Raw genomic sequence first — 21,442 nt, 5'->3', positions numbered from 1 at the left:
CCCGGACGCCTCACTCAGTCGGTGCAGGACGGGGTGTCGAAGTGCCCCGGGGTGGACGGGAACGCCGCCCCCGCCCCCTGATCCTTGTTGTCCCGCGGATACACGTAGGACAGTTCCAGGAAGGCGGAGGTGCCCGCCGTGGTCACGTCGTCGGCGCTGCGTCCGGCGCCGGTGGCCCAGGCCAGCCGGGTCAGGAAGTCCTGCATCGCCGGGCTGTGCTGGCGGATGTCGTTGAACCCGCCGTACGCCGAGTTGCAGTGCGTGAACAGGTTGTACGCGCCGTTCCAGTCGAAGAGCCGGTCACCGTTGTTCGGCCCGTTCTGGGTCACGTCGCCCTGGAGCACGTCCCGGTCCCAGCCGCCGTAGATCCAGTCCGTGCCGTGGTGGTGCTGGTTGTCGGCGAGGACGTCGTTGTCCAGGTTGGTTGCCTCGAACCAGCGGCACGGGTCGACCGTCCCGGTGGACAGGTCCACCGGCCAGGCCCCCGCCGCGCAGTTGTCCGGGTAGGAGCCGCGCGGCCGGAAGTCCAGCAGGTCCGACCCGAGCACCGCGGTGACGGCCGGGCCGCTGGTCGCCCCGGCGCCACCGAAGAGGTGGTCGACGTACTGGTCCTGGTCGCCCCGGGCGGCGGCGCTGAACACCCCGTCCACCAGGCACTGCGGGTTGGTCGCGTCGAGCACCGGGTCGCAGCCCTTGCCGCCCCAGAGCACGTCCGAGCCCTCGCCGCCGAACACCTCGTCGCCACCGCTGTCACCGTTGGCCACGTCGTCGCCGAAGCCGCCGTGGATGTTGTCCGCGCCGGCCCCACCCCGGATGTAGTCGGCCGCGCCGGCCGTGAGGCCCGCGTAAGGCATGGCCGCCGAGGTGGCGCTGCCGATCCAGGCGTCCCCGTCGGTGTCGTGCAGCAGGTCCACCCGACGGTCGTACCCGCCGGCCCGGAACCCGGTGTACGACTCCTGGGGCACCGACGACAGCGTCGCCGTGAAGCCGAGCGCCGCCACGTCGTCGGCGTTCAGGTACTGGTTCACCACGCCACCCCGGTCACCGAGGATGGCGTCCCGGCCGTCCTCGCCGTACAGGGTGTCGGCGCCCAGCTCACCGAAGAGGTCGTCGTCGCCGGCGCCGCCCCGGATCAGGTCGTCGCCGTCCTGGCCCCACGCCCCGTCGTTGCCGGCGTCGCCGAAGAGCTGGTCGTTGCCGTAGGCGCCGGCCGGCTCGCAGGTGGCTTGCCCGGTGGTGCAGAACCGGGTGGACGGGCCGGGCAGCGCCGGGTCGTGGGTGCGGGCCGCGGTCGCGTCGGCCGGCACCGCGCCGGTCGGGTACCGCTCGGTGTAGACCCGCTCGGCCGGACTGCCGTTCACCGTGGTCACGGTCCGCAGCAGCGAACCGTTGTCGCCGAGGAGCACGTCGTCGCCGCCGTTGCCCTCCAGGACGTCCCCGGTGTCCCGGAACCCGGCCGCCGCGCTGCCGCCGATCAGGTCGTCCTGCCCGGCCGGCGCGCCCGCGCCGACCAGCTCTGCCGCGGGCGACGGGTCGCCCGGCCAGCCCGGGTCGGGCAGCGGGGTGACCGTGGCGTGCCCGGCCGCCCCGAGGGCGCCGTCGCCGCGCAGGCTGTCCGCGCCGCCGTTGCCCTCCAGGTAGTCGCCGTCGCCGTCACCGGTCAACGCGTCGTCGCCGTCCTGGCCCCAGAGGGTGTCCACGCCGTCGCCGCCGCTGATCCGGTCCGCGCCGAACCGGCTGGGGCTGAGCGCCGCCCGGTCCAGCAGCACCACGATCCGCGGGCCGAACGGGGCGCCGTCCGCGCCGAGCCGGACCGTCACGGCCGTGGGCTGCTCGCCGGGGAGCGGGCGCAGTACCGCGCCGTTGTCCCCGATGACCGCGTCGGAGCCGGGCCCGCCGAACACCGCGTCCGCGGTGTCCGGCTGGCCCGTCGTGCTCGCCCCGGTCCCGTCGTACGCAGTGCTGGACCCGCCGACCAGGTCGTCGTCGCCGGCGTTGCCCTCGACCCAGTCGGTGCCGGGACCGCCCTCGGCGAAGTCCGCGCCCGCGTCCGCGTGCACCCGGTCCGGACCGCCCTGACCGAAGATCACGTCGTCGCCGTCGCCGCCGGAGATCAGGTCTCCGCCGCTGGTCCCGGCGGCCGGACTGAACCCGAGGTCGAGCAGGGTGACCTTGCGCTGCGGACCGGTCCGGCCCTGGGTGACCCGGGTCGCGTCCGTGGTGGCCGGCGTGAACCGGCCGTTGTCCCCGGCGATCAGGTCCGCGTCGCCGTCGCCGAAGAGCCGGTCGCCGGTGTCCGGGCGGCCCGTGCCGGTGGCCGGCTCCTGCCCGGAGCCGCCGACGATCTCGTCCCGGCCCGTGCCGCCGTGCACCAGGTCGGCGCCGTTGTTCCCCTCGAGCTGGTCGTCGCCGCCGTCACCGTCGACCCGGTCGTCGCCGAGGCCGCCGTACGCGACGTCGTTCTCCGGGCCGCCGGAGATGACGTCCCCGCCGCCCGCGGCCGGCACGTCCCCGGCCAGGTCCAGCGGGTACGGCCCGACGTCGCCGATGCGCGGGGTGCCGTTGTCGCCGACGATCCGGTCCACGCCCCCCTCGCCGTAGACGAAGTCCCGGCCGTCGGCCACGCCGGCGGTGCGCCCGCCGCCGTAGAGCACGTCGTCGTCGGGGCCGCCGAGCACCTGGTCGGCGCCCTGGTTGCCCTCCTCGGTGTCGATGCCGGTGCCGCCGAACAGGCCGTCGTCGCCGGTGTTGCCGAAGAGCAGGTCGTCGCCGTCGTCGCCGTGCAGCTGGTCCACGCCCGGACCGCCCCACGCCCGGTCGGCGCCGCCGCCCAGGTGCAGGGTGTCGTCGCCGAGCTGGCCGCAGGCCCGGTCGTCGCCGCCGCCGAGGTCGGCCCGGTCGTCGCCGCTGCCGGCGGTGACCACCTCGACCCCGGCGCCGCCGAGGATGAGGTCGGCCGCGCCCTGGTCGGTCGGGTCGGGCTGGGCGTCGGCGAGCGCGGCGTCGGCGCAGGTCTCGGCGGTCAGCCGCCGGTCACCGAAGACCGTCGCCCCTCCGTCCCCGCCGATCAGATGGTCGCTGCCCAGGCCGCCGACGAGCAGCTTGGTCTGCGACTGGGTACCGGCCGGCAGCGGCTGGTGGCTGACCGGCCGGGCCGGGCCGTACCCGTCGGTGCCGTCCGGCTCGCCCACCGTGGCCGGCTCGGCGATCACGTAGTCCTCGTCGGGGCCGCCGAACAACTCGTCGGTGCCGTAGCCGCCGACCAGCACGTCGTCGCCGCCGTAGCCGTAGAGGTGCCCGGTCTGCCCGTTCGCGGAGTGCGAGACGACCAGGTCGCTGCCGGCGCTGCCGTGCACGGTGTCCTGCCCGGAGCCGGTGTCGACCTTGTTGACCAGCCCGGCGTCGCCGCTGCCGGGCGCGTCCGGGTCGGCGGGGGCGGTGCTGCCGGCGGTGTGGATGGTGTCGTCGCCGGTGCCGCCGTTGAGGATGTCCGAACCCGGCCCGCCGATCAGGGTGTTCTTCCCGTTCGGCCGGTCGTCGACGACCACGCCGAGCACGTCGTCGCCGCCGTTGCCGTAGACCGTGCTGGCGCCGTGGCCGACGGTGACGTGGTCGTCCTCGCCGCCGGTCGCCTCGCTGGGCGCGGTGAGCTTCGTCCAGTCGACCAGGCCGTCGAGGGTCTTGTCCCCCACCGAGGTGTGCACGGTGGTGCCGCCGGAACGGTCCACCGGGCCGAGACCGCTGTCACCGGCCACCACGTTGTCGCCGTCGCCGGTGGTCACGGTGTCCTTGCCGGCGCCGCCGGCCACCCGGCTCACCTGGCCGGCCGCCTCGGCCGTGACGATCACGTCGTCCCCGCCGCGACCGTCCACCCAGGCCGGCCCGCTGCCGGTGCGGATCTGGTCCCGGCCGTCCGAGCCGATGATCACCGCGGCCCGGTCGAACACCGAGGTCTTCGTGCCGTCGCCGCCGGTGTCACCGTCACCGAGCAGCAGGATCGACAGCGAGGTCTTGTCGGCGTCGGCGACCTGGTAGCCGCGGCCGTCGACGACCACCCGGGTCAGGTTCGGGTCGAGGAACTCCTGCTTGCGGCCGAGCGCCTCGACCGCGAACCCGTCGAAGTCCGGATCCGGGTCGGCGAAGTGCACGGCGTACACCTTCACCACGTCACCGGCGTACGTGCCGGCGCCGTTGTCCCACGCCTTGTCCCCGCGCTGGTCCTTGGTGCCGAACCTGCCGGCGAAGACGACCAGGGTGTCGCCGACCGTGCCGCCGAGTTCCGGTGGCTTCGGTTTGCAGTCCGGTTGCGCCCGGAAGTCCAGCAGCGTGGCGTCGACCAGGGTGAAGTCGAAGGTCTTGCTGAACAGGAAGAGGTCGATGGTGATGTAGACCTTGAGGAACACCGACAGCGCGCCGCTGGTGGTGAAGAGGCAGACCGGGTTGACCAGGAGCGCCTGGAGGAACTCGCTGGTGCGGAACTTGCCGTCGTTGTTCGGGTCGTTCCAGCTGAACCCGACGGTGAGCCGGATGCCGCCCTCGATACCCGCCTTGACGATCAGCACGCTCACCTGCGCCCCGGCCGCGATCTCGCCGCGCAGGGTGACCACCGGGACCGCCGTGCCGGTGCTGTCGGCGGTCTTGAAGTAGAGGCCGTCCAGCAGGCTGACCGCGTCCAGCGCGGTGCCGTCGGTGGCGGCCTCGACCGCGTGCCGGATGCCGGCGGTGTCCAGGCCGGCGATGAACCGGGCGGTCACCGAGGCGCTGCCGGCGAGGGTGACCAGCACCGGCGGCGGGGCGTAGACCGGCCCGAAGGACTGCCGCCAGCTGAACCCGAGCGACAGCGGCCCGGAGTCGAAGCTGACCAGTTCCACGTCCTGCCCCATGAGCAGGCCGAACAGCGAACCCGGGTTGTCGAACACCGGGAAGCTGAAGCCGGTCTTCTGGGCGTTGGTCCGGCCCTGCCCGTCGGGCGTGAACAGCTTCCCGGCGTCGCCGCCGGCCGCGCCGTCCACGGCGGACTTGACGTCCGACGTCTTCGCCGGCGCGTACCCGTGGCTCTTGTCGATCAGGCTCTCCGCCGCGGCGGGCGAGACCGCCGTGGTCAGCGCCCGGCCGGGGTCCACCTGGAACGCGCCCAGCGGGATGGCGCAGTTGGTGGCGCAGTTGGTGGGGATCGAGTTGACGAAGCTGATCACCGAACGGACGGTGTCCACGAAGTCCAGCTTCGGCCCGCCGGCCAGGGTGCTGAACGTCTTGGCCAGCCAGACCAGGGTGATGTCCGGGCCGCCGGTGGCCTTGGACAGGTCGGACAGCACCGGGATCGGCGCGTACAGGGTGTCGATGACCGGCTGGAGCGGGCCGGTGACCGCCTTGATCTTCTCCACCACCGGCTTGAGGATCTTGGTGAAGAAGGCGCCAGCGTCCAGCGCGATGTCGGTGAAGGCGACCTGGAGCGGGGTGCTGACGTTGTCGCCGGTCGGGGTGAGCCCGCCCTGCTGGTGCGTCAGCCCCCACTTCAGGGTGAAGTGGGCGCTGACGCCGGGCAGCGCGGAGACGTCGCCGCCGGTGTCCACCGCCGCGGCCAGCCGCCAGTCGATGTTCACCGCGGCGGTGAGGTCGGTGGCGAGCAGCGAGCCCAGGTCACCGAACTCGGCGAGGGTGAGCTTGTCGTCCGGCTTGGCGGTGCAGTCGGCGGTGACCGTCGGGTCGAAGCAGCTCTTCTCCCCCGCCGAGCCCTTCAGGTCGATCCCGAAGTACGCCCGCACCAGCGGCGCGGTGCCCTGCTTGGTCGCCTTCACCTGGATGAAGGCGAGCTGGGCGGCCAGGTCGCCGGTCATGTCGAAGCTCGCGCCGATCTGCACCTCGGGCGAGGTGTCCCCGTCGTGGGTGGGGACGTAGAAGCCCTCGTCCCGGTCGAGGACCAGATCCAGGTGCAGCTTCCAGCCGAGCTTGGCCTGGATGCCGTCGGTGGCGCCCTTCTTCGCCTTCAGCGACAGGCCGGGGATGCCCAGGTCGAGCGGGACGTTGGCGGTGAGGCACCGGTCGGCGTCGCTGGCGTCCGTGCAGCCGGCCGTGGCCGACGGGGCGCCCCGGGAGGTGGTGAGCGTGATCCGGATGGACTGGAAGTCCTCCGGCTGGCAGGGCGCGGTGACCCCGCTGCGGCAGCCGACCACCGCGCTCACGCCCGGGTCCAGGTCGTGCAGGGCGGTGTTGAGGGCGGCCTGCATGCCGGCGCTGTCCAGGGTGGCGTCGGCCAACGCCGGGCCGATCGCCGCCTTGACGTCCGCGCGCAACTGGGCGATGAACTTCTGGCCCTGCTGCAGGTCCTCGCCGACCAGGGGCAGCTTGCCGTCGAAGCTGGCCAGCCGCAGCGCCTCCTCCACCTTGGCCAGGTAGCCGTCGATGCCGACGTTGAAGTCGGTCAGCTTCAGCGACAGGTTGGCGAAGCAGGAGGTGAGGTCCGGGGTCTGCGCGTGCGGGGCCAGGTCCAGCCCCATGGTGAAGGTGAGCAGGTTGGTGGCGTCGTCCGGCTCGCAGTTGTTGACGAACAACGGCGCGCGGGCGCAGATCGGGGTGCTCGTGCCACCGACCCCGTCGCCACAGTCGACGCCGGCCGTGGTGAAGGTCGGGGTGACGCCGAACAGGCCGCTGACCGGACCGTCCGCGGCGAGCCCGCCGAGGCCGACGCTGAGGTTGGCCTTGACGGTGGCGAAGTCCGGGTCCTTGCCGAGGTCGAGCGCGAGCGGGCCGACCCGGGCGGCCAGCGCCGCGTCGGTCACCCCGCCGCTGACCGTCACCTTCGCCGAGGAGTTCTTGTCCAGCAGCGGTGCCGCGTCCAGCTTCAGCGGCAGCAGCAGGCCGAGCTGGGCGCGGGCGTCGACGTCGAGCGCGAAGGTGCCGGAGCTGTCCAGGCTGATCAGCTCGCGGGCGCCGTCCCAGGCGAAGGCGAGCGGGCCGGCGGTACGCACGTTGCGCTTCCAGTCCAGCCCGATCCGCAGGTACGGGCCGCCGGCCCGCTCGTCGAGGGTGAACTGGATGCCGCTGTCCGCGCCGATGGCGCCGTTGAGCCGGTCGAGGGCGTCCTGGAGGTTGTCCGGGGGTGCGGCGAGCAGCTTGTCCAGCGCGTCGGCCAGCTCGGGCCGCAGCGCGTACGCGGACCCGTCGCCGGGCTTCGGCGAGCCGGCCGCCTCGACCCGCAGGGTCTGGCCGTCCACCCGGGCCAGCACCCGGTAGGCCTTGCTGCCGATCACCACCGTACGGCCGGTCAGCCGCGGGTCGAACGCCGCGTCGCCGCTGCGGCCGGCGTCCTTGAGCAGGAAGTTCGCGCCGTCGGCGGTGAACGTGACGCCCTTGCCCACGCCGCTCTCGTCGGCGCCCAGCAGTTCCCGGGCGGAGCGGCCGAGCAGCGGGATCTCGGTGTTCAGCGGGCCGCTGCCGCCACCGGGCGCGGAGAGCGCGGTGTTGACCAGCCGCAGCGCCTCCACCACCACGGCGAAGAGCGCCTTCGGGTCGTCGGGGTTGAAGTCGACGGCGAGGATGTCGGCCAGGCCGGCGGTGTCCACCACCGGCTGCCCGCCGGCCTGCCAGCTGACGTCGACGCCGACGCCCTCGCCGAGCGCACCGGTGGCGCCGGGGACGCTGACCGTGACGCGGCCGGTGGTCTTCACCGAGGAGGAGACGGCCAGCAGGTTGCCCGGCTCGGACTGCAGCCGGCGGAACAGCTCGCCGAGGCTGACGTCCTGGGCCTGCTTGAAGCCGACCCGCAGCATCCGCTGACCGGTGGCGGCCGGCCCCACGGAGAGGTTGCCACCGAGCTTGACCTTGAGGAAGCCGGCCGTGGCGAAGAAGTCGACCCCGGTGGTGATCGGGAAGTCGGCGGCGAACAGCGGCGTCGCCGGGTCGGTGCGCAGCAGCACCCGGTCGGCGTTGGCGGCCGCGCTGCCGAGGTCGTCGCGCAGGTCGAGCACGAGGGTGACGGCGGCGCTGTAGCTCGGCTTCACGGTGGCGAAGCTGGCCTGGGCGTTGGCCGCCCGCAGGCCGACCTTCTTGTCGCCGCCGGCCGGTTTGGTGAGCGTGCCGGCCAGTTCGACGGCGCCGATGTTGGGGCTGGATCCGCTGATCACCCAGACGCTGTCGGCGGCCGGTCGGCCACCGATCCAGTCCTCGGCCAGAGTGATCGAGGTGGCGGTGTTGGCGGCGATGGTGCCGGCCGAGGTGCCGGCGACGACCCGCTGGCCGACCAGCTCACCCGCGGTGAACCGACGGTCGTCGTCGGCGAGGCTGAAGCCGTTGGCGGTGAAGGTGGCGCCCCGGCCGGAGACCGAGGCGGCGCCCGGGTCCAGCGGCACCGCGACGGTGGATTCGCGTTCCAGCGTCACCCGGAAGACCAGCTTCTCGCCGGCGAAGGAGAGGTTGTCCACCGGCAGGCCCTCGGCGGCGAGCAGCTTGACCAGTTCCTGGATCGAGCTGAACGTCGGCTGGCCGGCCTTGGCCGGGTCGTCGGTGGCCGGGTCGAAGTCGGGGTCGTCCGGTTTCGGGTGGACGTACTTCTTGAGGAAGCCGGTGAGCTTCTCGTTGACCTTCACGGCGTCGGCGAAGGTGCCGCGCAGGAACGGCAGGTTGAGGTTGCCCGCCGGCCCGCTCTGCTGCACCCCGCCGAGCAGGGTGGCGAGCTGGGCGAGGCCGGCGGCGAGGTCGAGCGGGCTCATGGTGCGGAAGGGCGCGATCGTCTCGTCCAGCCCGGTGGTGGTGACCGTGGGCGCGCCGACGGCGATGTCGTTCCAGTCCACCTTGACGGCCGCCGCGACGGCGGGCAGGGCGAAGGGTGCACCGGCGGTGGCCGCACCGAGGTTGACCACGGCGTGCACGGAGCCGGGCCCCGGCTCGGTCTCGGTGTCGGAGATCTTCCCGCCGCCGGCGCCGTCGAGGGCGACCTGGACCAGCCCGGCGAGGGAGCCGGCGGCGCCCAGCTCACCGGTCCCGGCGCCGGCAGCCGTGTCGAACGCGAGCCGGCCGTCCCCGTTGGGGTCGGTGAGGGTCACCTTGACGTGGGTACGCGCGGTCAGCGTGCTGCCGGCGGTGAGCGTCACGCCCAGGATGCCGACGGAGGCGGTGGCCTGGTCCAGGTCGCCGCGCAGCTTCGCGGCGGCGTCGATGTCGAGCCGCGGGGTGTCGCCGTCGCGGACCAGGTACGTCTCCCCGGCGGCGGTGTGCCGGGCGCGCAGGTGCAGGGTCGCCCAGCCGGTCACCTCGACCGCCTTGGCCACGGTGACCCCGCCGACCGTCAGGTCCTTGTCGCTGACCTGCCGCTTGGTGGTGAGCAGCACGTCCAGCAGGTGGTCGCCGCCGTCGGAGGTGACCGAGCTGGTCAGCCGGGTGCCGCCGCCGAGGTCGACGTCGTCCTTGGTCAGCCCGGAGGCCAGCGCGTCGGCGGCCTTGCGGGTGAGCTTGTCGGTCTCGACCAGGGCGCCGGGGCTGACCCCGAGCAGCGGCAGCGGCTGGCCGAGCTGGCCGATCCGGGACAGCCCGCCCTCCGTCCAGGTGGCGGTCCGGGTCATCAGGTTCTTGAGCGCGGACTCCCACGCCTCGTCGGCCTGGGCGGGCGCCGCGGTCCACACCAGAGCGAGCGCGGCGGTCACCACCGTCGCGGTCAGTGCGGCCAGCAGCCGCCGTAGTGCCACCATGAGCCACCTCTTCCTGGATGGTCCGTCACCGACGGCGCTGGTCCCGCGACAGCACATCGATCAAAGAGATGACCCACAACTTCTGTGTCGAGATCGTGACAGCCTGTCAGGCTGATCGGTCGACGTGATTGCGCCGGCTGTCGTGATCGGACTGAGCAATCAGCCAGAGCGATCCGCCGCCACGGATCGAACCGGCCGGCACGCGTAACGAAACTGCCGTCGGCAGCGCTGTCAGTTGGCGCTCCGACGCCCCAGGACTTCGGGGGCCGGCGCGGGGCGGGCAGCCGCCGGCCCCCCGGACAGCGACGGCCGCCGGGCGGATGACGCGCGGGTCAGAACGGGGCGTCGACGGCCAGCCGGCGCACCTGGGTCAGGTACGGGTCCAGCTCCCCCACCTCGAACCGGCAGGTGCCGATCACGTGCCAGAACTGGCCGCCCGGATCACCGTCCAGCTTGTACCGGCCGTCCGGGCTGACCGCGGCCCAGCCCTCGGGCAGGCCGATCAGGGTGGCCCGCAGCTGCGCCTGCTCCGGGTCGGCGACGTCCCAGAGCCGGACGGTGCCGTCGTCGCCGGCGCTGGCCAGCAGGCTGCCGTCCGGGCTGAACGCCACCGACCAGACCCGCCGGGTGTGCGCGGACAGGGTGCCGTGCAGCCGGCCGGTGCCCGGATCCCAGAGCCGGATGACCAGGTCGTCGCCGGCGGTGGCGAGCAGCGCACCGTTGCCGCTGAACGCGCAGGACCAGAGCCGGCCGGAGTGCTCGGTGAGCACCGTGCGCGGCTCGCCGGTGTGCGCGTCCCAGATCACCGCGGTGCCGTCGTTGCTGGCGCTGGCGAGCAGCGACCCCTCGGTGTTGAAGCTGACCGCGTACACCCGGTCGGTGTGCCGGGCCAGGGTGAGCCGGCAGGAGGCGGTCGCCGCGTCCCAGAGCCGGACCAGCCGGTCGTCGCAGCCGGTGGCGATGGTCTCGCCGTCCGGGCTGAAGGCCACCGCCCGCACCCGGCCCTCGTGCGGGGCGAGGGTGCCGAAGTGCCGGCCGGTGCGCCGGTACCAGAGCTGGACGGTGTCGTCGTCGTTGGCGGTCGCCAGCGCGTCCCCGTCCGGACTGAACGCGGCCGCCCAGACGTGGTCGGTGTCCACGTTGAGCTCGCGTTCGTCGGTGCCGGTGTCGGTGTTCCACAGGTGCACCCCGCCGTCGCCGCTGGGCGCGGCGACCAGCGCCTCACCCGGGCAGAAGACCGCCGAGAGCAGCCGGTCGGCCGGGCTCGCGAGTTGGCGGACCAGCCGGCCGGTGCGCGGCTCCCACAGCCGCACCACGCCGTCGTTGCCGCACGCGGCGAGGACCTCCCCGTCGTCGCGGAAGGAGAGCGCGGTGATCCGCCGGCCGTGCCCGCGCAGGGTGTGCTGGAGCTGACCGGTCCGTACGTCCCACAGCCGGGTGGTGCCGTCGTTGCTGCTGGTGGCCACCTGGGCCTGGTCGGGCCGCCAGACCACCGGCCAGACCGAGCCGCGATGCCGGGTCAGCTCGTGCCGGAGCTGACCGTCGGCGGCGTCCCAGAGCTGGATGGCGCCGTCGCTGGCCGCGCTGGCGAGCAGGCTGCCGGCGGCGTTGAACCGGACGCTGTAGATCGCCCCGCGCTGCCGCCCCAGCACCCGCAGCGGCCGGCCCGTCTCCACCTCCCAGAGCCGCAGGGCGCCGTGGGTGTCGCCGGTGGCCAGCATCGTCCCGTCCGGGTGTACGTCGAGGGCGTACACGTCGGCCTCGTGGCCGCGCGCCTGGCGCAGCAGTGTCCCGTCGGCGGCCCGGCGGATCCAGACCCGGCCGTGCTGGCCCACCGCGACGAAGTGCCGGCCGTCCGGGGTGTGCACCACCCGGTAGACCACCTCCGGCTCACGTACCTCGAAGACCGGCCGGCCCGAGGCGACGTCCCAGCCGCGGACCACGCCGGCGCTGTCCACCACCACCAGCCGGCGGCCGTCGGGGCTGAACGACGTGCCCCAGATCGGCGCGGCGTGGCCCGGCCACTCGTGGCGCAGCCGCGCCGTGCGGGTGTCGTAGAGCCGGACCACGCCGGCCGCGTCGCCGACCACCAGCCGGCCCCGCCTGCCGTCGGTGAGCAGCGGCCACACCCAGCCGGCGAAGACGTCCTCGATGACGTGCCGCACGTCGCCGTGGTCGGCGTCCCAGAGCCGGACGGTGAGATCCGCCGCGCCGGTGACCAGCTGGTGCGAGGCGGCGTCGAAACGCACCGCGTAGACCCGGCCGCGATGCCCCTGGAGGGTACGCACCGGCAGGCCGGTCGCGGTGTCGCAGATCAGCACGCCACCGTCGTCACTGCCCACGGCGAGCACCGACCCGTCCGGGCTGTACCCGGCGGGCACCGGCAGCCGGCCCACCTCGAAGCCGTACGAGACGCCCACCGCGGGTGGCGCGAGGCCGGGCACCACCGGGCGGCCCGGGGCGACCACCGCGCCGCGCAGTTCCGGCGCGCGCAGCAGCGCCGGATCGGCGCTCACGTCGATCAGGGCGCTCCGGTGCCAGCTGCTGCCGGAGAGCTGGACGCCGCGCAGGTCGGCCCGGAACAGCCGGGCCCCGCCCAGCTCGGCGCCGCGCAGATCCGCCCCGGCCAGGCGGGCCTGGTCCAGGCGGGCGCCGCGCAGCCGGGCATGCGCCAACCGGGCGTCGGCCAGGTTGGTGGCGACCAGCCGGGTGTCGGTGAGGTCGGCGCCGGTCAGGTCGGCGCCGGCCAGCTCCCGGTGCGACAGGTCCTCGCCACGCAGCACCGCGCCGCGCAGGTCGGCCCGGTCGGGCAGCCGCAGCCGGGCGCTGAGCCGCAACGCGTTGGCCCGCACCGTCTCCCCGGCGCTCTCGTCGCCGAGCACCCGGGCGGTCCACGCCGTGCAGCGGGCCGGGTCGGCGAGGTCGCCGAGGAACTCCACGGTCAGCGCCGACAGCGGCCGCACGGCCAGCGCCGCCGGCTCCTCGCCGCGGTTGAGCTGGGCGGCGATGCCCTCGGCGACCAGCCACTCCATCACCGAGGTGTGGATGAACCCGAACAGGCCGTCGTCGGTGCGTACCAGCAGGCTGCCGGCGCCCACGGCGTGCGCCGCCTGCGGGCCGGACAGCCGGGAGTCGGCCAGCCCGGCGAGCTGGCCGGTGGTCTCGGCCAGCTCGGCCAGGCGCAGGTACGACTCGCCGGTCTCCCAGAGCTGGAAGGCCAGCCGGCCGACCGCGTGCCACAGCTCGGGGCGGCGCAGGTTCACCGGCGCGCCCGGGATCCCCTGGGTACGCCGCTCCTCGAAGTCGAGCCAGGACTCCAGGATCTCCCGGTACAGCGCGGCGGCGCTGAACGTGCCGCCGGCGCCCGCCACGGCGGCCAGCCGCCCCTCGTCGAGGTTGGCGATGAAGCCGAGCATCCGCGGGTTGCGGGAGAGCCCGAGCAGGTCCTTCACGCCGGCGAGCAGGTCCATCCGGTCCCGGGCGGCCCGCTCGTCACCGCCGTACCGGTTGCGCAGGAAGGACTCGATCTGGCCGGGGGTGAAGTCCTCGATGGCCAGCACCCGGCGGTGCGGCAGCAGCCCGACCCGCTCGCCGAGCGCGGTGAGCACCTGCGAGTTGGTCTTGAAGTGCTGGGTCCGGCTGCTCACCACGATCTTGGCGTTGCCCTCGGCCGCCTGCAGCAGCGTCTCCAGGTGGTCGGCCGCCCGGTCGTAGGTCACCCGGGCCACCAGCTCGTCGAAGCCGTCGAAGAGCAGCACGATGCGCCCCTGCCGCAGCATGTAGCGGAACGCCTTGAGGTCGATCACCTGCTCGCCGTGGTTGGCCAGGTGCGCGGCCACCAGGCCGTCGACCGAGTGCGCCTTGTCCAGGGCGCGCAGCTCCACCAGGATCGGGATCAGGTCCGGGGCGGCGGTGGGCAGCCGGCGGGCCACCTCCCGCAACGCGAACGTCTTGCCCCGGCCGAAGTCGCCGAGCACCAGCACGAACCGGCCGTCCGGGGCGGAGGCCAGCTCCAGCAGCTCGTCCACCACGTCCTCGCGGACCCGCTGGTCGGCGCCGACCAGGTGCCGGTAGCGCTGCGGCACGTACTGGCCGGGCGGGTAGAGGCGGTCGGCCTGCAGCCGGGCGGTCTGCGCGGCCACGTAGTCGCGCAGGTCCAGCAGGCCCTGGAACTCGGTCAGGTGCAGCACCCGGACGCCGCGCCGCTGCGCCGCCTCGGCCAGCCCGCGCGGCACCCGGTCCCCGTCGTAGACCAGCTCGGAGGGGATGTCCGGGTCGGTGGCGTGCACCCGCCGGGCGAAGTGGTCGACGTCGGCGGCGGTGGGCGTGCCGACATGCCCGCCGACCCGCTGCTGGCGGACCACCCCGTCGGCCCGGTACGTGACGAACAGGTGCGGCGGCTCGGCCGGCACCCGGCGCACCAGCACCCGGTCGTGGCGGGCCTCGCACACCTCGGCGAGCCGGTCGAGCAGGCGGTCCAGCGGCGCAGGTGGCGCGCCGGCCGGGACGGCCGCCGGCGGATCGGCCGCCGCGCCCTGGGTCGGCCCCTCGTCGACGGTGGGCAGCCGTGGGTCGGGCACCTGGGCCGGGCCGGCCGCCCCGAAGGTCGCCTCCGTCCCGGGCCAGCGCAGCGCCGCCGGCTCACCGACGTCGTGCCGGTCGTCGCGGCCGAGCACCCAGCGGGTCATCCCGTCGGCGGCCAGCCGGAGCAGCTGGGCACGGCCGTCGCGGGAGGTGGTGGCCAGCGGCACCGCCGAGTCGACCCGGGCGCCGGGCGCGGCGTCGCAGAGCAGCAGGTTGAGCATCGGCCCGACCAGGCGGTGAAACCCGCTGCGGTCGCGCAGGGTGACCCCGTCCGGGATGGCCACCTCGTCGGCGTACGGGGTGCGCGGGCCGGGCGCGTGCGCCATGGCGCCCAGCCGCAGCCAGCCGGACTGCTGGTAGTGACGCAGCCGCTGGGCGAACCAGGTGGACTGGGCCTCGCCGAGGAAGCCGTACCGGTCCTCCTCGCGGTGGGTGAGCGCGATGGTGGAGTTCAGCCCGGCCACCACCACCCGCAGGTCCGGCACGGGGAACAGCGTCCACGGCTGCTCACTGTCGAAGATCCGGTCCTCCAGGCCCTGGTACAGCTCGTCGAAGAGCCGGGCGTAGTGCCGCCACTTCGGCCAGTACGGCGGCTGCGGGTCGACGTCGTCGGCCTCGCAGGTGGCGAAGTACGCCCGGCTGGCGGCCATCGTGACGTCGCGCGGGCCCGGCACCACGACCAGCCGGTGCGGTTCCAGCCCGAGCAGCACCCGCAGGCCGGTGAGGAAGGTCAGCGCGTCGGAGAACTCCCGCGGGCTGCCCGACTCGGTCAGGTTTCCGGCCACCACGAGCAGGTCCGGGCGGGGCACCCCGTCGTTCATCAGCAGGGTGAGGTCGCCCATCAGGTGTTCCTGGAGCTCGCCGGGAGTGACCGGGGCGCCGGGCGCGATCATGCCGCGGCCGAAGCGCGGCCCGGCCACCTGGAGCACGGTCAGCGTGCCGCGGGACACCGGCGCGGTGGTCGCGGCGGGCGGGAACGGCGGCGGGTTGATCGGCGTACGCCGGGCCCGCCGGGGCGCCGGCGGGCCGGCGGCCGGTGCCGCGAGCACCCCGGCCGGATCGGCGGGGTGGTGCGGGAACGCCGGCTGCCGCATCGGCTTGGCCCGGCCGTCGAGGGCCTCCCGGATCCGGTCGAGCACCCGGCCCCGGGCCTGCGCCGGGTCGGTGACGCCGACCAGGTCGACGTAGGTGATGGTGGCCAGCAGCCCGTCGATCGGGCAGTCCTCCACCCGGACGGTGACCAGCTTGTTGCCGGTGCCGTCCGGGTCGGCGCGCAGCGCGGCCTGCCATTCCAGCTTGCCGTAGGTGGAGTGCAGGTAGCGTTCGGAGAGCACCGCCACCACCACCTCGGCCTCGCGGACCCCGCGGTCCATGAAGTCGATGAAGTTGGTGCCGGCCACGAAGTCCCACGCCTGCAACAGGGTGCGGTACCCGGCGGCCTCGAACTCCCAGGCGAGCCAGGTGGCCCAGCGTTCGTCGGCCGGCGAGTAGCTGATGAAGAAGTCGATGGGGCGGTCGGACCGAGTGGGGTGCGCGCCTACAGCCACGTGGTCATTATCACCACCGACGGTCAATCGGTGGCCACCCTCGGCAGCCGCGTCGGGCGCGTCCGGCCGCGCGGTGGTGTGCGAGGATCATGCGTCGTGAAGACCGTCGGCGAGCCGCCGTCCGCCGTACCGGACCGATCGCGTTGGGGCCGGCTGCACGTGCTGGACTGGATCGCGATCGGGCTCGCGGTGGTCGGCGTGGCCTGTGTCCTCACCGGCCTGCTCCCCCGGGCCGACGCCGAGGCCACCCTCCGCCGGATCGGGCCCATCCTGGTCTTCCTCGGCACGGTCGTGGTGCTGGCCGAGCTGACCGCGGTGGCCGGGGTCTTCGACGCCCTCGCCGCGCGCGTGGCGATCACCGCGCGGGGCAGTTACCGGGCGCTGTTCTGGCTCTGCGTCGGGTTCGCCTCGGTGACCACCATCGCGCTCAACCTGGACACCACCGCCGTGCTGCTCACCCCGGTGATGATCGCCCTGGCCCGCAAGCTCGGCGTGCCACCGACGCCGCTGGCGATGACCACGGTCTGGCTGGCGAACACGGCGAGCCTGCTGCTGCCGGTGTCCAACCTGACCAACATCCTGGCCAGCGACCGGATCGCGTTGAAGCCGGTGCCGTGGGCGGCCCGGATGTGGGCGCCGCAACTGGTGGCCATCGTGATCACCATGGTGCTGCTGTGGTGGTGGTACTGGCGGCCGGCCCGGGCCGGCGCCGACCCCTTCGTGCCCCCGCCGCCGCACGTGCCGCCCGACCGGGTCCTGTACCGCACCGCGATCCTGGCCTGCCTGCTCTTCGTGGCCGGGATCCTGGTCGGGGTCGAGATCGGCGTCGCCTCCGGGGTGGCCGCCGCCATCCTGGTCGCCGGGTTCGCGGTGCGCGCCCGGGGCAGCCTGCGGTTCGCGCTGGTGCCGTGGCGGCTGCTGGTCTTCGTGACCGGGCTCTTCCTGGTGGTGCAGACCATCGGCCGGTTCGGGCTGGACACCGTGATGGGCACGCTGATCGGCGGGGACCCGGGCGCCGAGGGCGCGCTGCGCGCGGGCGCCGTCGGCGCGCTCTCCGCCAACGTGGTCAACAACCTGCCCGCGTACCTGGCCGGGGAGGCGGTGATCGCCGTCGACCACCACACCCAACTACTGGCCCTGCTGGTCGGCACCAACGTCGGCCCGCTGGCCACCCCGTGGGCGTCGCTGGCCACCCTGATCTGGTACGAGCGCTGCCGGGCCGCCGGGGTGGCGGTGCCGCTGGGCCGGTTCGTCGCCACCAGCGCCGCGCTCGCCGCCCTGGCCACCGCGGCCACGGTCGCCGCCCTGCTGGTGGTTTCCTGACCGTCCTGGTTGGCGCACGGGCGATCCGGGTCGCGACGACCGGGCCCGGATTCCCGCGCCCGCCCGTACCGGGCTCTTGCACTGTCACCGAGGGTCGTGTGCACTGATGCGGTCGGTGGCCGGCGAAGGGGAGGTGGCCCGGTGCCGGAGACGCGCGACCCTTCCGCCGGTGCGGCCGAGCCCGCCGAGCCCGCCGAGCCCATCGGGGCGGCCGAGCCCCCTGGCGCCGCCGAGCCCGTCGGGGCGGTCGAGCCCGCCGAGCCCGCCGGAGCCGCCGGGGCGGCCGAGCCCGCCGAGCCCGCCGGGGCGGCCGAGCCGGCTGGGCCGGCGCCGGACGCGGGGCCCGGGCCCGGACCGTGCCGGCCGGGTCGCTTGCGGACGCTGCTGCGCCGACTGGCACCGGTCGGCCCGCCCGCCGGCCGCTGGTTCGCCGGCGTCGCCGCAGCTGTCGTGACGGCGGTCGTGACCGCGTGGCTCCTCGCCTCGGGCCTCGCGCCGCCGCCGCCGGAGTCGCACGGGCTGCCGTTCACCATCGCGGTCCGCACCAGCCACGACTCGAGCCTCGGCTGGTTGATCGACGCGCCGGTGGCGAAGATCCCGGCCCGGCCGGGTTGGGCGGAGGACTGGTCGTCCTGGGCCCGGGAGGCAGCCGGCGTGCCGGCCTTCGGATCAGAGGTCTACTTCACCGTCCAGGGGATCAGCGAGGCGCAGGTGACCCTCACCGACCTGCGGGTGCGCGTGCTGGCGCGACGCCCGCCCGTGCCGGGTGTGCTCATCGGGCTGGGCGGTGGTGGCTCGGGCGCCTACCGATGGGTGGACGCGGACCTGGACAAGCAACCGCCGCTGCTCACCAGCGGCCGATTCGAGGAGGGCGAACAGCACGTCCCCGAACACGAACGGAAGGAGATCCGCTTTCCCTACCGGGTGTCGGTGAGCGATGCCGAGACGTTCGTCGTCGTCGGCCACACGGCCGCCTGCGATTGCGACTGGACGATCGAGGTGGACTGGGCGTCGCAGGGCCGCACCGGCACCGTCACGGTCGACGACGCGGGCCGCCCCTTCCGGGTCACCGGCACCGGCGGTGCGCACACCGAATGCTGGATGGGGCCGGACGACACCGAGCAGTGCCGGCCGCGCTGACCGGACCGGCCCCGCTCAGCCCGGCCGGCCGGACAGCCGGCGGACCGCGTACAGCAGCGCGCTGGCGGCGAAGAGCGCCCCGCTGACCGCCAGCCACCGGCCGAGCATCGCCCGGGGTGCCAGGCCCGTCGCCGAGGCGTACGTGCCGTCGCCGAGCCCGAGGATCCCCGGCAGGTAGACCAGGAACAGCAGGCTGGCGCCGAGCGCCGGGACCCGGACGTGGTTCAGCAACGACGGCGTCCCCCGTCGGCCCAGGGTGGCCCGCAGCACCCGGTCGACCGAGGCGTACGCCGGGAAGAGAACCAGGTCGTGCGCGACGGCCGCGCCGACGAACCAGAGCAGCATCCGGCCGGCCGACGCCTCACCGGCCAGCCGCAGCGCGATCCAGCCGGTGACCGCGAAGCAGCCGGCCAGCAGCGCCAGGTGCCAGGGCGCGGCGCCGTACGCCCGCCGGAACTCAGCCATCGAAGACGATCTCCTCGACCCACTTGGTGCAGTGCACCCCGGGCAGTGCGGGCACGATGATCCGGGCCGGGTAGCCGTGGTCCGGGCTGAGGTCGACGCCGTTGACCCGCAGGGCGAGCAGCGCGTCGGGATCGGTGACCTGGTTGCCCTGCAGCCTCGCCTGGCGGAACTGGCCGGTGCGCTCCAGCGAGCGCACCCACGCCGAGCCCGGGTCGGTCGCGCCGACCAGGGCGGCGAGGTCCCGCAACCGGACCCCGGTCCAGGTCTGCGACGTGGACCACCCCTCCACGCAGGCGATCGGCAGGGTGGCGGTGTGCTGCCCCAGGGCGAGCAGCCGGCCCCGGTCCAGGGTGGCGGTGCGGTCCCCGGCGCGCAAAGTGAGCCGCCAGGCCGGCCCGGTCTGCTCCGGCGTGACGCCGGCCGCGGCGACGCTGCGGTTGACCGGGAAGCCGGTGGGGCCGGCGCCGGCCAGCCGGCCCCGGGGCAGCAGCAGCGCGGTGCGGCGCAACGCGTCGACGCTCTGCCCGACGGTCAGCGCGGCGAGCAGCAGCGAGCCGCCGCCGACCAGGGCCAGCACCCCGCGCCGGCTCATCGTGGCCGGGCCGGGCCGCCGGGCCACCAGGCCGTCCGGGTCCGCCGGCTCCGGCCCGGTGCGGTCCAGCGGGGTACGCCCGAGGTTCGGCCCGCGCAGCGCGGTGAGCATCCGGGGCAGCTTGATCGCCACGTGCGTCACCAGGGCGGCCGTGAAGATCCAGGCGCCGTACCAGTGCGCGGTGTAGAAGTCGAAGCCGAACAGGTACGCGTACTGGATGTTGAGCAGGCCGGTGGCCGTCTGGAAGAGGATGCCGCCGACCAGCAGCAGCAGCGACAGCCGCTCCAGCAGTTGCGCGGCCGAGCGGGCGGGCGGCCAGTCGAAGAGCTTCGGCACCACCGACCAGAGCTTGCCCAGCACCACCGGCACCAGCACGATGCCGAGCGTCACGTGCAGGCCCTGGGTGACCCGGAACAGCCAGGCGGGCCGGGTGGGCCAGGCGAAGACCGGCGGGTGCAGCCAGCCCACGTTCCCGGGGAAGGCCTGGTCGAGCCGGGGCGCGTAGGCGATCCAGTCGAGCAGGCCGGTGACGATCACCAGGGGCAGGGTGGCCAGCAGCACGGCGCCGAGCACGGAGGTCAGCCAGGGCCCGCGGGCCGGGCTGCGCCAGGCGCGGTCGAGGGTGTCGACCACGGGCGGCCGGTGCCGGGCCAGCCGGCGCCACAGCGCCGCCGGGGCGGCGGCCGGTGCGTCGTCCGGCGGCGGTGGGCTGGTGGGCACGTCTCCTCCTGTCGGCGGCGCGCGGTCCGGTGCTCCAGCCAGACGCTAGACGCCGGCGTGGCCGGCCGGCCCGGTTTGCCGCATTACCGAACGCTTACCGCGCGGCGGGCGGCCCGCCCGGCCCGCCCGCCGAGGCACCCGGCTGGCGGAGGCGGTGCCGCCGGACTCTTACCGACCGCTGACGTCCACCGCGAACCGGCCGGTCCGGGCCGCCCGGTGCCCTAGCGTGGGTCGCATGCGGGTACTGGTCACCGGCGCCGCCGGCTTCATCGGATCGCAGATCGCCGACCTGCTGGTCGCCGAGGGGCACGAACCGGTGTGCCTGGACGCCCTGCTGCCCCAGGCGCACGGCGGCACCCTGCCCGAGTGGTCCCGACGGCACGACCCGGTGATCGGCGACGTGCGCGACGCCGGGCTGCTGGACCGGCTGCTGTCCGGGGTGGACGCGGTCTGCCACCAGGCGGCAATGGTGGGGCACGGGCTGGACCCGTCGGACGCCCCGGACTACGCCGGCCACAACGACCACGGCACCGCGGTGCTGCTCGCCGCGATGCACCGGGCCGGGGTGTCCCGGCTGGTGCTGGCCAGCTCGATGGTGGTCTACGGCGAGGGGCGCTACACCTGCCGGCGGCACGGGGTGGTCCGGCCCGCGCCGCGCCGCCCCGCCGACCTGGCCGCCGGCCGGTACGACCCGACCTGCCCGGCGTGCGGCGGCACCCTCGCCCCGGCCCTGGTTCCCGAGGACGCCCCGCTGGAGCCGCGCAGCACGTACGCGGCCAGCAAGCTCGCCCAGGAGCACTACGCCGCCGCCTGGGCCCGGCAGACCGTGGGCGGGGTGTGGGCGCTGCGCTACCACAACGTCTACGGGCCGCGGATGCCGCGCGACACCCCGTACGCCGGGGTGGCCTCGCTGTTCCGCTCGGCGCTGGCCGGCGGGCGGGCGCCGCTGGTCTACGAGGACGGCCGGCAGCGCCGCGACTTCGTGCACGTCACCGACGTGGCCCGGGCCAATCTGCGGGCGCTCACCGCGCCCACGCCGGACGGCCTGGTGGCGGTGAACGTCTGCTCCGGCGAGCCGCACACGGTCGGCGACCTGGCGGTGGCGCTGGCCCGGGCCATGGGCGGCCCCGAGCCGGAGGTGGTCGGCGGCGCGCGGGCGGCCGACGTGCGGCACGTGGTGGCCGACCCGCGCCGGGCCCGCGAGTTGCTCGGCTTCACCGCCGAGGTGGGCTTCGTGGACGGGGTGACCGCCTTCGCCACCGACCCGCTGCGCGAGCCCGCGGCCCTCCCCGCCTAGACGAGTAAGTCCTAACTCAAGGCGGGGCTGCGGACGCAGCGAAGGGTGTTGATGATCCGTTTGTGACGACAGACATCAACACCCTTCTCAC

General features: G+C 74.7%; 7 protein-coding genes. 3 read left to right on the top strand and 4 right to left on the bottom strand.

The annotated features are described in order from the left end of the window. Positions 1 to 14: 14 nt before the first annotated feature. Together AB0I11_RS25015 and AB0I11_RS25010 are read right to left on the bottom strand one after the other, a co-directional pair. Positions 15 to 9,683 carry a calcium-binding protein gene (locus AB0I11_RS25015; protein ID WP_357325177.1) on the bottom strand — a complete coding sequence of 3,223 codons (9,669 nt, stop codon included), beginning with the start codon at positions 9,681 to 9,683 and terminating at the stop codon, positions 15 to 17. A 332-nt stretch (positions 9,684 to 10,015) separates the two neighbouring features. Further along, the gene (locus AB0I11_RS25010; protein ID WP_357325174.1) at positions 10,016 to 15,814 is read right to left on the bottom strand and encodes a TIR domain-containing protein; all 5,799 of its coding nucleotides are present in this window, start codon (positions 15,812 to 15,814) and stop codon (positions 10,016 to 10,018) included. Between the two features lie 96 nt (positions 15,815 to 15,910). Between AB0I11_RS25010 and AB0I11_RS25005 the strand changes: the two genes are divergently transcribed. Together AB0I11_RS25005 and AB0I11_RS25000 are read left to right on the top strand one after the other, a co-directional pair. After that, entirely contained in the window at positions 15,911 to 17,137 is a 1,227-nt protein-coding gene (locus tag AB0I11_RS25005) for an SLC13 family permease (RefSeq protein WP_357325171.1), read from the top strand. Between the two features lie 141 nt (positions 17,138 to 17,278). Next, a complete protein-coding gene (locus tag AB0I11_RS25000) occupies positions 17,279 to 18,277 on the top strand; it encodes a hypothetical protein (protein ID WP_357325168.1) in 999 nt (332 codons plus the stop codon). A gap of 15 nt (positions 18,278 to 18,292) precedes the next feature. On the opposite strand, the gene AB0I11_RS24995 is transcribed toward AB0I11_RS25000, so the two are convergent. Both AB0I11_RS24995 and AB0I11_RS24990 read right to left on the bottom strand, forming a co-directional pair. Continuing rightward, complete coding sequence (locus AB0I11_RS24995; protein ID WP_357325165.1) at positions 18,293 to 18,742, bottom strand: hypothetical protein; 450 nt, start codon at positions 18,740 to 18,742, stop codon at positions 18,293 to 18,295. Next, positions 18,735 to 20,054, bottom strand: coding sequence for a molybdopterin-dependent oxidoreductase (locus AB0I11_RS24990; RefSeq protein WP_357325162.1), 1,320 nt, complete (start codon positions 20,052 to 20,054; stop codon positions 18,735 to 18,737). The genes AB0I11_RS24995 and AB0I11_RS24990 overlap by 8 nt, the downstream gene beginning before the upstream one ends. A gap of 235 nt (positions 20,055 to 20,289) precedes the next feature. Here AB0I11_RS24990 and AB0I11_RS24985 point away from each other — a divergent pair, with 235 nt between their 5' ends. Next, entirely contained in the window at positions 20,290 to 21,351 is a 1,062-nt protein-coding gene (locus AB0I11_RS24985; RefSeq protein WP_357325159.1) for an NAD-dependent epimerase/dehydratase family protein, read from the top strand. Positions 21,352 to 21,442 lie beyond the last annotated feature (91 nt).

It is taken from the genome of Micromonospora sp. NPDC050495 (genome assembly GCF_040655175.1).
GTDB lineage: Bacteria > Actinomycetota > Actinomycetes > Mycobacteriales > Micromonosporaceae > Micromonospora.
The sequence above is the reverse complement of the archived record's forward strand: the minus strand, read 5'-3'. Positions and strand labels throughout refer to the sequence as shown.

Excerpts from the sequence above, each read along its gene's own strand:
- AB0I11_RS25015 (WP_357325177.1), bottom strand. The coding sequence starts at position 9,683 with ATGGTGGCACTACGGCGGCTGCTGGCCGCACTGACCGCGACGGTGGTG.
- AB0I11_RS24995 (WP_357325165.1), bottom strand. The coding sequence starts at position 18,742 with ATGGCTGAGTTCCGGCGGGCGTACGGCGCCGCGCCCTGGCACCTGGCG.
- AB0I11_RS24985 (WP_357325159.1), top strand. The coding sequence starts at position 20,290 with ATGCGGGTACTGGTCACCGGCGCCGCCGGCTTCATCGGATCGCAGATC.